We start from the raw sequence: 12545 nt of genomic DNA, 5'->3' as shown, positions 1-12545 counted from the left end.
CGGCCCAGGCTCCGCGACGAGCGCCCGTACCCTGGCCCCGTGCCGGCTTTCACCGAGGTCGCGGACCGGGTCTGGGTCCGCCGCGTCCCGTCGTACGACGTCAACCTGACCGTCGTGGGGGGTGAGCGCGGCCTCGTGGTGGTCGACACCCTGGCCTCCGCCGCCGAGGCCCGCGCCGCGATCGCGGCGATCGGCGACCTGCGCGCCGGGGCGGTGGTCGCGGTCGTCAACACCCACGACCACTTCGACCACGTGCTCGGCAACGCCACCTTCCGCCAGCGGTACGACGACCCGCCGGTGCACGCGACCGAGGACGCCGCCGCCCGCACCGATCCCGCGGCACCGCCGGCCGACCAGACCTTCTCCAGCGCGGCGGTGATCGACCTCGGCGACCGGCAGGTGGAGCTGGTCCATCCCGGTCGCGGTCACACCGCCGGCGATCTGGTCGTCCGGGTCCCCGACGCCGACGTGCTCCTCGTGGGCGACCTGGTCGAGGAGTCCGCACCACCGTCGCTCGGCACGGACTCATGGCCCCTCGACTGGCCGCAGTCCCTCGACCTGGTCCTCGGCCTGCTGACGCCCGGCTCGGTGGTCGTGCCCGGCCACGGCCGGGTCGTCGACCGGCGCTTCGTCGAGGAGCAGTGCGACGACCTGCGCGCGGTGGCCGAGACGATCCGCGACCTCGCCACCCGCGGGGTCCCGGAGGCCGAGGCGCACGGGGCGGCCGAGTGGCCGTTCCCCGCCGAGGCGCTGCACCACGCGATCGCCCGCGGCTACGCCCAGCTGCCCCGCGCCCGGCGCCAGCTGCCGCTCGCCTGACCCGTCGCCCGTCGTACCGGACGATTCGGCTCCGAATCCGGCGATCTCACGACCGATTCGTCCGGTACGACGGTGTGTCAGCGCGCGGGGAGGCGACCGCGGGTCCGTAGGCTGGTCCGTCGTGGATCGCTACGGGACCGACGTGCTGTCAGGGGACTGGAAGGTCCCGAAGCGGGGCCGCGCCGTGGAGACCCCCGCCGACGTCGGCCTGGTTGTCGAGGAGGTCACCACCGACTGGTGCGGCGAGATCGTCGCCGTCGACCGCGACCTCGACACCGTGACGCTGGAGGACCGGCGGATGAAGCGGCGCACCTTCCCGCTCGGGACCGGCTTCCTGCTCGAGGGCCGGCCGGTGATCCTGACGGCCCCGGTGACCAGGGCCGCGCCCGCGAAGGCGACGCGGACGGCGAGCGGGTCGATCGCCGTCCACGACGCGAAGGCGCGGGTGGCGCGGGCCAGCCGGATCTTCGTCGAGGGCCGGCACGACGCCGAGCTGGTCGAGAAGGTGTGGGGCGACGACCTGCGGATCGAGGGAGTGGTGGTGGAGTACCTCGGCGGCGTCGACGACCTCGCCGACCACCTGCGCGACTTCCGGCCTGGACCCGACCGCCGCGTCGGCGTCCTCGTCGACCACCTGGTGACCGGTTCCAAGGAGAGCCGGATCGCGCAGAACATCATGAGGTCGCCGGTCGGCAAGGACGTGCTCATCGTCGGCCACCCGTTCATCGACATCTGGCAGGCGGTGAAGCCGTCCCGACTCGGGTTCGCGGCCTGGCCCACGGTGCCCAAGGGCATCGACTGGAAGAAGGGCACCTGCCAGCAGCTCGGCTGGCCGCACCGCGACCAGGCCGACATCGCCCGCGCGTGGAAGCACATCCTCGGCGGCGTCCGCGGCTTCCAGGACCTCGATCCCGCGCTGCTCGGGCGGGTCGAGGAGCTGATCGACTTCGTGACGCTGGTCTGACCAGTTGCGGTTTGGTCCCCAACCGCAACGATTCGGCCCCCATTCATGCGGTTAGGGACCAAACCGCATGCTCAGAGGCCGGTGCGGAACCGATCCAGCACCTCGTCGACCCGCGCCTGATCACGGGCGTCCAACGGGATCAGCAGCTCGGCGACGACGTCGGTGAGCTCGGCGATGCGGCGGTTGAGCTGCCGGTTCTCCTGGACCTCGGCCTCCAGCGCGCGCACCCGGTCGCGCAGCGTGCCACGGTCGCGGATCCGGGTGCGCACCCGGCGGGCCAGGTCGGTGGTCGTCATCGCAGCTCCTTGCTGTCGGGTGCCGGCCAGGCGGCGCGGATCCGGCACACGGCCGGCTCGGGCAGGTCGAACATGTCCTCGCCGCGGCCGAGCGTGAGCCGCTCGACGACGCCGCCCGCGGCCTCGATCGCCGCCCGGACCCCCTCGGCCGAGACCCCGGAGGGGACGACCGGCGACCCCACGTCGTCGGTCGCGAACTCCAGGAACAGCCGCCCGCCGCCGGGACGCAGCGCCATCCGGGCCAGCAGCCACAGCTGGTCGAGCGCGGCAGGGTCGAGGCTGTCGACGAGATGGCGGGCGTAGAGGTGGTGCGGGTCGCGGGCCAGCCGGGTGCCGTGCACCAGCGTGGAGCGGAGCTCGCCGAGGATCAGCTGGTCGATCTCGACCTCCCGCCGCCGGCGCCGGGCGCCACGGCGGATCACCCCGAGGCTGCCACGGGAGAAGTCGACGGCCCCGGTACGACGCCCCGTGCGGGCGAACCACAGGGCGTCGCGACCGGTTCCGGCACCGACGTCCAGCACCGGCAGGTCGCCGAGCTGCGGCTCCACCCACCGCGCGAACGCCGACGGCCCGCGCGGGATGGCGGCACGCCGGGGGCCGTTGTAGAGCTCGGTCCAGCGCCCCATGTCGGTGCGGAAGCCACGCAGCCAGCCGTCGAGGCGCCGGACCCCGGCCGCCGGGTCGGCGTACTTGAAGGAGGGGTCGGGGGTGCGCCACCGCGGACCATAGAGGAAGGCCAGCATCGCCTCGGGGTCGCGGGGCGCGGGGAACTCGTGCCCGTGCAGGGCGACGGTCGAGAACGGCTCGATCGCCGACCGTGGCAGGCGGCCGCTGCGGTTGCCGAGCTGGAAGAAGGTGTCCCCGACGTGGAACGCCGCGAACACGTCGATGTGGCAGACCCGGCCGTCGGTGAGCGGCAGCAGCAGCTTGACGTCGCCGCCGGACATCCGCAGCATCCGCCAGCCGCGGGCCCGCATCGCCCGGGTGATCCGGTACGACTCCAACACGATGTCGGCCGGCGACGTGTGCGCCGAGAGATAGCACAGGTCGGTGTCGGAGTCGTGCGCGAGCATCCGTCCCTCGCGCACCGCGCCCAGCAGCGCCCCGTAGTTGAGGTACGCCGGCACGCCGGCGTGCTCGCGCAGGTCGTCGATCGCGCGCCTGGTCCCGCGCAGGATCTCGTCGCGCACGCCCTCGTCGGTGGCGGCGAACGAGCGGGTCAGGTGGCCGACCTTGTCGACGCTGAGCCGGTGGCCGGCCCGGTCGACCACCGCGAGCGCGCCCTCGCCGGAGCCGAGGCCGACCTCGTCGTCGTACAGGACCGCGACGCCGACGGCGTCGGTCACCCGGACCCGGCCGCGGCCGCTGAGATGGGGGCGGAGCACGCCCGGCCAGGGCACCAGGACTCCCCCGGCGGCGGGCCGACCGTCGCGCAGCGGGGTCAGCGACCAGACGTAGTGCCCGTCGATCTCGACGACCAACGGCACCTCGCCGGGCGGGACCAGCAGGCCGTCGTCGGAGACGACGACCCCGACGGCGACGCTCATGCCGTCGAGGCCCCGGTGGAGGCGCGGTGGGCGAGGGCCTTGCGCAGCGCGGTGGACGAGGTCTGCAGCGTGTAGGGGAAGTACGCGACCTCGACGCCGAGCGCGGCCATCCGCTCCTCGAGCCGACGCCCCTTGGCGGTCCCCTGCCAGTCGTCGCCCTTGAAGATCCGGTGGAAGCCGACGTCGCGCCAGGAGTCGGTCTTGTCGGCGGTGCTCTCGGCGTAGACGGCGTCGACGATGCCGATCGCCTCGACGATCTCGAGCCGCTCGGCGAGCGGGACGGTCGGCAGCACGCCCTTGGTCGCGACGCACACCTCGTCGGCCACCACGCCGGCGACCAGGACGTCGCACCACTGCCGGGCCTGGCGCAGCGCGTTGAGGTGTCCGACGTGGAACAGATCGAAGGCCCCCGGCACGTACCCGATCACCGGGCCGTTCACGGCGCCGACGGGGAAACCGGACTTCTTCATGAAGTCGAGTGTAACACTAGATTTAATAGAGGTTCAGGTGAGGAGGCGATGCACGACCCCGTCCGCGAGCAGCCGGCCGCGCCGGGTGAGCACGACCCGGTCCGGACGCTCCTCCACCAGCCCTTCCGCGGCCAGCGCCGGGAGCGCGGATCGCGCGTCCGCGTCCAAGACGTCGACAGCGAGGCCGGTGCGCAGCCGCACCTCCAGCAGCACCCGCTCCACGCGGCGGGTCTCCGCGTCGAGGATCTCCCGCGCGTGCGCCGGGGTCACGCCCTCGGCCAGCCGGCCGGCGTACGCCGCGGGGTGCTTGACGTTCCACCAGCGCACCCCGCCGACGTGCGAGTGGGCGCCCGGCCCGATCCCCCACCAGTCCGCACCCGCCCAGTAGCCCAGGTTGTGGCGGCAGCGTGCGGCGTCGTCGCGGGCCCAGTTCGAGACCTCGTACCAGCCCAGCCCGGTGGCCCCGAGCCGCTCGTCGGCCTGGACGTACTTGTCGGCCAGGTCGTCGTCGTCCGGCATCGGCAGCTCGCCGCGGCGCACCCGCCGGGCCAGGGCGGTGCCGTCCTCCACGATCAGGGAGTACGCCGAGACGTGGTCCGGCGCGCAGGCCAGCGCCGCGTCCAGGGTGACCTCCCAGTCGTCACGGCTCTCCCCCGGCGTGCCGTAGATCAGATCGAGGCTCAGCTGCTCGAAGCCGGCGGCGCGGGCCGCGTCGACGACTCCGGGCACCCGCAGTGGGTCGTGGGTGCGGTCGAGCACGGCCAGCACGTGCGGCACGGCGGACTGGACCCCCAGGGACAGCCGGTTGAAGCCCGCCGAACGGAGCCGCTCGAGGTAGCCGAGGTCGACCGAGTCCGGGTTGGCCTCGGTCGTCACCTCAGCCCCCGCAGCCAGCCCGAACTCGTCGTCGATGGCGCGCAGGATGCGGCCGAGGTCCTCGGGCGGCAGCAGCGTCGGGGTGCCGCCGCCGAGGAAGACCGTGCCGACCGGGAGGTCGTGCTCGCCCAGCACACGGCGGGCCAGCCGCACCTCGGCGACCGCCTGGTCGGCGTACGAGGATCGGGAGACACCGGGACCCAGCTCCTCGGCCGTATAGGTGTTGAAGTCGCAGTAGCCGCAGCGCACCCGGCAGAACGGCACGTGCACGTAGAACCCGAAGGGACGCGCGCCGAGCTCGGCCAGGGCGGAGGGCGGGAGCGACCCGTCGCTCGGGACGGGGTCGCCTTCGGGCAGGGCGGACGGCACGGGCTCCATCCTCCCAGCCGGACGCCTAGACCGGGACGTTCAGGGTCACGGTGTAGCCGTCCTCGACCGAGCCGGTGACCTTGGCGAGCTGCAGGGAGTAGCCGTCACTGAAGATGTTGTCGCTGTCGAGGCTGAGCCGGGACAGGTTCCGCACGCTCTGCTCATAGCCCTCGGTGGCGTAGACGTCGTCGCAGACCCCCTCGGGCAGGGCGAGCTGCGAGGTTCGCAGCTTGTTCTCCGCGCCGGTGGCCGCGGCCAGGCTCGCGTAGACCTCGAAGTGCATGTGCGGCCAGCGGCCCGCGTAGCAGGCCGGGAAGATCGTGGTGAAGGTGAGGTTCCCGTCGGCGTCGGCCTCCTGGACGCCGCGCAGGTAGTTCTCGTCGGCGACCTCGTCGTCGTACATCGAGTAGCGGCCCTCGCGATCGCAGTGCCACAGGTAGACCGCGGCGCCCGCGAGCGGCGTCACCTCGTCACCGTCGAGGTCGTAGACCCTCAGCCGGACGGTGGTCGGGATCCCCTCGGCGACACCGGAGGCTGTGCCGAAGCTGGACGTGAGGTCGCTGCGCACGACACCGGACTCGGTGAGCACATTGGGTCCGTTGCTCCCGTCGCCGGGATACGGGCCCGCGGTCTCCTCGGGGATCTCCCCCTCCGCGACGTCGACCCCGCTGTCGCCGCCCATTCCGCCCGGCGGCGCGTCCTCGGGCGGCCGGCCCTGGCCCGTCGTACCGTTCGGCGTCGTCGTGTCGTCGGCACCGCAGGCGCTCAGCGCCGCGACCGCGCCGACCCCGCCCAGGAGGCCGAGCAGCCCACGACGCGCCATGATCTTCGGCAGGTCGTGGGACAGCCCCAGGTCGTGCTCGTCGGTCTCGTCGTGCTCGTCGTGGCTGCGGTGGCTCATGCCCCGAGTCTCGGGGCCGAGTCTGTGCAGTTGCTGTGTCAGGAGTAGAAGGAGTCGATGAGCTCGGCGTTGTTGTTCTCCACCACGGTGCGCTTCACCTTCAGCGACGGCGTGAGCTCCCCGGACTCGATGCTCAGGTCGTGGTCGAGGAGCTTCCACTTCTTGATGGTCTCCCAGCGGTTGAGCTGGGTGTTGAGCTCGTCGACGTACTCCCCGACCATCGCCTGGACGGCGTCGTCGTTGACGAGGGCGGTGTAGTCCTTGCCCTCCTTGCCGTTCTCGGCGGCCCAGCCGGCGATGGCGTCCGGGTCGAGCGTGATCAGGGCCGAGACGAAGTTGCGCTCGGCGCCGAACACCATGAACTGGCTGACGTAGGGGCAGATCGCCTTGAACTTGGCCTCGATGGCCGGCGGGGCGATGTACTTGCCGCCCGAGGTCTTGAAGAGCTCCTTGATCCGGCCGGTGATCGTGAGGAAGCCGTCCGCGTCGAGCTCGCCCTTGTCGCCGGTGCGCAGCCAGCCGTCGTCGGTCAGTGCCTCCCGCGTCGCCTCGGCCCGGTTGTGGTAGCCGGCCATCACGTGCGGTCCCTTGAGCTGGACCTCGCCACCCTCGCCGATGCGCACCTCGGTGCCGGGGAACGGCTGGCCGACACTGCCGAGCTTGTAGGCGTCGGGGTGGTTGACCGTCGCGCCGGCGGCGTTCTCGGTCATGCCGTAGCCCTCGAGGATGAGGATCCCCGCCGCGTGGAACCAGGCCGCGATGTCGGCGTTGAGCGCGGCCGAGCCGGAGATGAAGAAGCGCACCCGGCCGCCGAAGCGCTCGCGGACCTTGCTGAAGACGAGCTTGTCGAAGATCCGGTGCTGCAGTCGCAGCGGCAACGGGACCGATCGGCCGGCCAGCTCGAGCGCATCGACCTTGCGGCCGACCTCGAAGGCCCTGAGGAAGATCTTCTCCTTGGCGCCGCCCTCGGCGGCCTGCATCGTGACGATGCGAGCGTAGGCCTTCTCGAAGATCCGCGGTGCGGCGCCCATGAAGGTCGGCTTCACCACGCCCAGGTTGTCGACGATCTTGTCGACCCGGCCGTCGATGGCCGTCGCGAAGCCGCAGGCGAGCTGGGTGGAGAGCAGCACCTTGCCGAAGGAGTGGGCCATCGGCAGCCACAGGAACTGCAGGTCGTCCTCGTGGAGGATGTCCTGGGCCTTGATCGCCTCGCCCTCGAAGACCCAGGTGCGGTGCAGCAGGCGCACGCCCTTGGGCTTGCCGGTCGTGCCCGAGGTGTAGATCAACGTCGCGAGCTGCTCGGGATCGATGGCCTGCACCACGGTGTCGACGGCGTCCGGCTGCTCGGCCAGGTGCGCGTCGCCGAGCTCGGCGAGCTGGTCGAGGGAGATCACCCAGTCGCCGTCGGCCAGGGTGTCGTCGATGCTGATGACCTTCGCGAGCGCGGGCAGCTCGGCGCGGTGGTCGCGCAGCTTGACCAGCTGGGTCTCGTCCTCCGCGAAGACGAACCGGCACTCGGCGTCGCCGACGATGTACGCCGTGTCCTCGCCGCCGGTCGACGGGTACACCGTCGTGGTCGCGCCGCCGGCGCACATCACGGCCAGGTCCGCGAGGATCCACTCGTAGCGGGTGGCCGAGGCGATCCCGACCCGCTGCTCCGGCACGAGGCCGAGGGCGAGCAGGCCGGCGGCCAGCCGGCGCACCCGGTCGCCGGCCTGGCGCCACGTCACCGACTCCCAGGCGTCGCCGCGCGGGAAGCGGAAGGCCTCCCGGTCCGCGCTCTTCTCCACCCGGTCGAGGAACTGCACCGCGCAGTTCTTCGGCATGTGCTCCAGGAAATTGGTGTCGTGGTTGATGGGCATGGCGCTCCCTGCGTCTGCTCGTCCGAGACCGACGTGCCCACGATCCGTGGACCGGTGGATCGTGGACAACTGGGCAGTAACCTAAGCCACAGGCTCCGCGGGGGGTAGGGAACCGGCCGTCCGCTGGACGAATTCTTCGGCTTTCGCACGGACCTTCGGCAGCAGGCCGTCGACCTCGAGCAGGTCGGGCAGCCGGCTCCGGTCGGTGGTGAGGGCGACGAACATGTCCCGGATCGTCCGGCCGTGGCCGGGGCGGTGCGCCACGCCGACCGGGTCGCCCGGTGCGATCACGCCGGTCTCCAGGACCCGCAGATAGGGTCCCGGCCGGGCCACCGCGGCGAACCTCCTGACCCAGGCGCGCGCGTCGTAGCCGCTCTCCCCCATCCAGCCCTTGAAGTCGTTGCACGGGATCCGGACGTAGACCGCCTCGACGAGGATGCCGACGCCCGGCTCGCCGATCTGCAGGCGGGTGCCGATCTCGAGGGCGTTGACGTCGATGCCCTCGGTGGTGAGGTTCTCCCCGAAGTGACCGTCGCGGATCGGCAGTCCGAGCTCCCGCTCCCAGAAGTCGAGGTCCTCGCGGGCGTAGGCGTACACCGCCTGGTCGGGCCCGCCGTGGTGGCGGGTGTCGGAGACCTGGTCGCCCTCGATGCCGAGCGGGTGCACCGCCACCGGGCCGGGGACCGGGCGCTTGTCGATCGAGGTGCGCCCGATACCGGCCCACGCACGCGCGCGCGGCAGGCCGACGCTGATGGTCCGGACGAACGCCATGGCGCGAGATTACCCGCGGCGAGCAGCGGCCTCAGTCCTGGACGGCCTTGGCGACGGTGATGCAGGCCGTGACGTGCTCCCGCTCCTCGGCGTCGAGCGGACGGTGCGCGCGGACGGCGTCCTCGTGCGCCCAGTGCGCGTTGAGCACCGAGCGGACCACCGCCCAGTCACGGGCCCGGGCCTCGTCGAGTCCGGCGGCATCGACCAGGGCGTGGAAGCGCCGGCGGATGCCGTCGCGGACCGATCCGGCCGTCCCCGGTGCGGCGTACTCGTCGAACCGGTCGCGCAGCATCGGCTCCAGCTCGTAGTGCGGGTCGCCGTTGGTCGGCTTCGGGTCGATGACCAGCCAGGCCTCCTCGCCGCCGCGCCGGCCGCGCAGCACATTGCCGTAGTGCAGGTCGCCGTGGATCACCGCCGTCGCCGGCTCCGCGACCAGGTCCCGCCCGAGGGCGAGCGTCTGCTCGACCAGCCGCCGCGGGATCGGCACGTCCTGGGCGTCGCGGGCGAGCCCGTCCAGCCACCGCTCGACGTACGACGCCTGGGATCGCAGCTGCGGCATCGGGGCCACGTGGAGGTCGGCGTACCGGCTCGCGACCACCGCGCAGGCGTCCAGGTCCCAGCTCTCGGTGAGGTCCTCGCGCTCCAGCCGCTCGAGGAGCAGCGCCCGGCGGCCCGGGTCGGCGCGGAGCAGCCGGACCACGCCGTGCCCGCCCCAGCGCTGCAGGGCGAGGTGCTCGTGCTCGGACTCCTCGTCGGGCAGCCCGACCTTGAGGGCCGCGGGTACGCCGTCGGCGGTCGTCACCGGCAGGACGAGGGAGCAGAAGCCATGCCAGCTCGCGCCCTCCGGCGTCAGCTCCCAGTCGTCGAGGACGGACCGGGTGATGGCCGGGAGGCGGTCGAGCCAGGCGGCCCACTCCGGCCCGAGCGCACGCCGGCCGTCGAGGTCGGCGGGGACGGTGACGACGGGAGGCACCCGGACATCCCACCAGAGCGGGACAAGCGGGTCGGTGGGAGCGCTACCGTGCAGGACATGCGGATCGAGGACGTGCGGCGCATCGAGTTCGGCTCCTTCGTTCGCCCCGCCGCGGAGACGGGCACCGGCCGGCCGCGCGTCGAGGCCGTCCACGGGTACGTCGTCCGCACCCCCGTCGGCCCGCTCCTGCTCGACACGGGACTCGGCGACGCCGGCCCGGAGGCCGAGGCGTGGTACCGGCCGCGCCGGCTCCCCCTCGAGGAGGCCCTGGGCGCGGTCGGGCTGGCCACCGGCGACATCGCGGTGGTCGTGAACTGTCATCTGCACTTCGACCACGTGGGCAACAACCCCCGGTTCCCGCGGGTCCCCATCGTGACGCAGCGCGCGGAGCTGGCGACGGCCCGCGAGGTCGTCGACTACACGGTGCCGGAGCTCGTCGACTTCGCGGGTGCCCACTACGACCTGCTCGACGGCGAGGCCGAGATCGCGGCGGGCGTGCACGTCGTACCGACACCGGGGCACGTCGACGGCCACCAGTCGGTCGTGGTCGTGTGCGAGGACGGCAGCGTGGTGCTGGCCGGCCAGGCCCACGACACGGCCTCGGCGTTCTCCGCCGACGTGCTGGCCGCGCGGGCCCGGGCGCTCGGGCACGAGCCCCCGCTGCCCGAGCCGAGCCCGTGGCTGGAGCGGATCCTGGCCTTCGATCCGCGGCGCGTCGTGTTCGCCCACGACGCCGCGGTCTGGGAGCCCTGAGCCGACTACTTCTTGGGCTTGTCGCCCGCCGGGCCGGTGGTGGAGAGCGCGGCGACGAAGGCCTCCTGGGGCACCTCGACCCGGCCGACCATCTTCATCCGCTTCTTGCCCTCCTTCTGCTTCTCGAGCAGCTTGCGCTTGCGGGTGATGTCACCGCCGTAGCACTTGGCGAGGACGTCCTTGCGGATGGCGCGGATGTTCTCCCGCGCGATCACCCGGGCGCCGATGGCAGCCTGGATCGGCACCTCGAACTGCTGCCGGGGGATGAGCTCCTTGAGCTTGCCGGCCATCATCACGCCGTAGGAGTAGGCGGCGTCCTTGTGGACGATCGCGGAGAACGCGTCGACCGGCTCACCCTGGAGCAGGATGTCGACCTTGACCAGATCGGCGGCCTGATCGCCGGAGAACTCGTAGTTGAGCGAGGCGTAGCCCTTGGTCTTGGACTTCAGCTGGTCGAAGAAGTCGAAGGCGATCTCACCCATCGGCAGCACGTAGCGCATCTCGACCCGGTCCTCGGACAGGTAGTCCATGCCCTGCAGGGTGCCTCGCTTCTGCTGGCACAACTCCATGATCGTGCCGATGTAGTCGGCCGGCGCGAGCACCGTGGCGTCGACGATGGGCTCGCGGACCTCGGCGATCTTGCCGTCGGGGTACTCGCTCGGGTTGGTGACCGTGAACTGGGTGCCGTCCTCCATGACGACCTCGTAGACCACGTTGGGCGCGGTCGAGATGAGGTCGAGGTTGAACTCGCGCTCCAGCCGCTCGCGGGTGATCTCCATATGCAGCAGGCCGAGGAAGCCGCAGCGGAAGCCGAAGCCCAGCGCGCCGGAGGTCTCCGGCTCGAAGGTGAGCGCGGCATCGTTGAGCTGGAGCTTCTCCAGCGCATCGCGCAGCGTCGGGTAGTCGTCGCCGTCGATCGGATAGAGCCCCGCGAAGACCATCGGGTTGGGGTGCTCGTAGCCGCCCAGCGGCTCGGCCGCCTGGCGTCCGTTGACGGTGACCGTGTCGCCGACCCGGGACTGGCGCACGTCCTTCACGCCGGTGATCAGGTAGCCGGTCTCGCCGACGCCGAGCTTGGCCGCCTTCATCGGCTCGGGGCTGATCACGCCGACCTCGAGCATCTCGTGCAGCGCGCCGGTCGACATCATCTTGATCTTGTCGCGGTGCGAGAGCTCGCCGTCGACGACCCGGACGTAGGTGACCACGCCGCGGTAGGTGTCGTAGACCGAGTCGAAGATCAGCGCGCGGGCCGGGGCGTCGGCGTCGCCGACCGGGGCCGGAACCGACTTCACGATCTCGTTGAGCAGCGCCTCGACGCCCACGCCGGTCTTGGCCGAGGTGAGCAGCACGTCCTCGGGCTCGCAGCCGACGAGGTTGGCCAGCTCTGCGGCGTACTTCTCGACGTTGGCGCTGGGCAGGTCGATCTTGTTGAGCACCGGGATGATGTGCAGGTCGGCACCCATCGCGAGGTACAGGTTCGCCAGGGTCTGCGCCTCGATGCCCTGCGCGGCGTCGACGAGCAGGATCGCGGCCTCGCACGCCTGCAGCGACCGCGACACCTCGTAGGTGAAGTCGACGTGGCCGGGCGTGTCGATCATGTTGAGGACGTAGGTGCCCGGCTCGGCGCCCGCCGCGTTGTCAGCCGTGACCGTCCACGGCATCCGCACGGCCTGGGACTTGATGGTGATGCCGCGCTCGCGCTCGATGTCCATCCGGTCGAGGTACTGCGCCTTCGCCTCACGCTCGCCCACGACGCCGGTCAGCTGCAGCATCCGGTCGGCGAGCGTCGACTTGCCGTGGTCGATGTGCGCGATGATGCAGAAGTTGCGGATGATCGCGGGGTCGGTGTGACCCGGCTGCGGGGCGGAGGCTGGCATGGTCCCGCCATTGTCCCGGATGCCGCTCCGGTTCGCTAAACCCGGAGCGCACCGTTGGGGGCGCCTC

12 protein-coding genes are annotated in these 12545 nt (G+C 71.9%); 3 read left to right on the top strand and 9 right to left on the bottom strand.

Annotated features, from left to right (window positions below; translation table 11 throughout):
- Positions 1-39: 39 nt before the first annotated feature.
- Positions 40-819, top strand: a complete 780-nt coding sequence (locus tag QJ852_10885) for an MBL fold metallo-hydrolase (protein WGX98933.1) — start codon at positions 40-42, stop codon at positions 817-819.
- A 121-nt stretch (positions 820-940) separates the two neighbouring features.
- Positions 941-1783, top strand: a complete 843-nt coding sequence (locus QJ852_10880) for a DUF3097 domain-containing protein (protein WGX98932.1) — start codon at positions 941-943, stop codon at positions 1781-1783.
- A 71-nt stretch (positions 1784-1854) separates the two neighbouring features.
- Here the strand turns inward: QJ852_10880 and QJ852_10875 are convergent, their stop codons facing one another.
- The 8 genes from QJ852_10875 to QJ852_10840 all read right to left on the bottom strand — a co-directional run bounded on the left by QJ852_10875 (position 1855) and on the right by QJ852_10840 (position 9848).
- Positions 1855-2079, bottom strand: a complete 225-nt coding sequence (locus QJ852_10875) for a hypothetical protein (protein ID WGX98931.1) — start codon at positions 2077-2079, stop codon at positions 1855-1857.
- Entirely contained in the window at positions 2076-3626 is a 1551-nt protein-coding gene (locus QJ852_10870) for a class I SAM-dependent methyltransferase (protein ID WGX98930.1), read from the bottom strand. Before QJ852_10870 ends, QJ852_10875 begins: the two co-directional genes overlap by 4 nt.
- Positions 3623-4096, bottom strand: a complete 474-nt coding sequence (locus tag QJ852_10865) for an adenylyltransferase/cytidyltransferase family protein (GenBank protein ID WGX98929.1) — start codon at positions 4094-4096, stop codon at positions 3623-3625. Before QJ852_10865 ends, QJ852_10870 begins: the two co-directional genes overlap by 4 nt.
- Before the next feature lie 33 nt (positions 4097-4129).
- Entirely contained in the window at positions 4130-5341 is a 1212-nt protein-coding gene (gene hemW, locus QJ852_10860; protein ID WGX98928.1) for a radical SAM family heme chaperone HemW, read from the bottom strand.
- Between the two features lie 25 nt (positions 5342-5366).
- Entirely contained in the window at positions 5367-6242 is an 876-nt protein-coding gene (locus tag QJ852_10855; GenBank protein ID WGX98927.1) for an intradiol ring-cleavage dioxygenase, read from the bottom strand.
- 38 nt (positions 6243-6280) lie between these two features.
- On the bottom strand, positions 6281-8104 hold the full coding sequence (locus QJ852_10850; GenBank protein WGX98926.1) for an AMP-binding protein: 1824 nt from the start codon (positions 8102-8104) through the stop codon (positions 6281-6283).
- Positions 8105-8185: 81 nt separating this feature from the next.
- Positions 8186-8875: an MOSC domain-containing protein gene (locus tag QJ852_10845; protein ID WGX98925.1), complete on the bottom strand. Its 690-nt coding sequence runs from the start codon at positions 8873-8875 to the stop codon at positions 8186-8188.
- Between the two features lie 31 nt (positions 8876-8906).
- Complete coding sequence (locus tag QJ852_10840) at positions 8907-9848, bottom strand: aminoglycoside phosphotransferase family protein (GenBank protein ID WGX98924.1); 942 nt, start codon at positions 9846-9848, stop codon at positions 8907-8909.
- Positions 9849-9905: 57 nt separating this feature from the next.
- Here QJ852_10840 and QJ852_10835 point away from each other — a divergent pair, with 57 nt between their 5' ends.
- Positions 9906-10601 (top strand): MBL fold metallo-hydrolase, encoded by a 696-nt coding sequence (locus QJ852_10835; protein ID WGX98923.1) that lies wholly within the window; start codon positions 9906-9908, stop codon positions 10599-10601.
- 5 nt (positions 10602-10606) lie between these two features.
- On the opposite strand, the gene lepA is transcribed toward QJ852_10835, so the two are convergent.
- Positions 10607-12478: a translation elongation factor 4 gene (lepA, locus tag QJ852_10830; GenBank protein ID WGX98922.1), complete on the bottom strand. Its 1872-nt coding sequence runs from the start codon at positions 12476-12478 to the stop codon at positions 10607-10609.
- Positions 12479-12545 lie beyond the last annotated feature (67 nt).

Source organism: Nocardioides sp. L-11A (assembly GCA_029961745.1).
GTDB lineage: Bacteria > Actinomycetota > Actinomycetes > Propionibacteriales > Nocardioidaceae > Nocardioides.
This window is presented reverse-complemented; position numbering and strand designations above follow the sequence as displayed.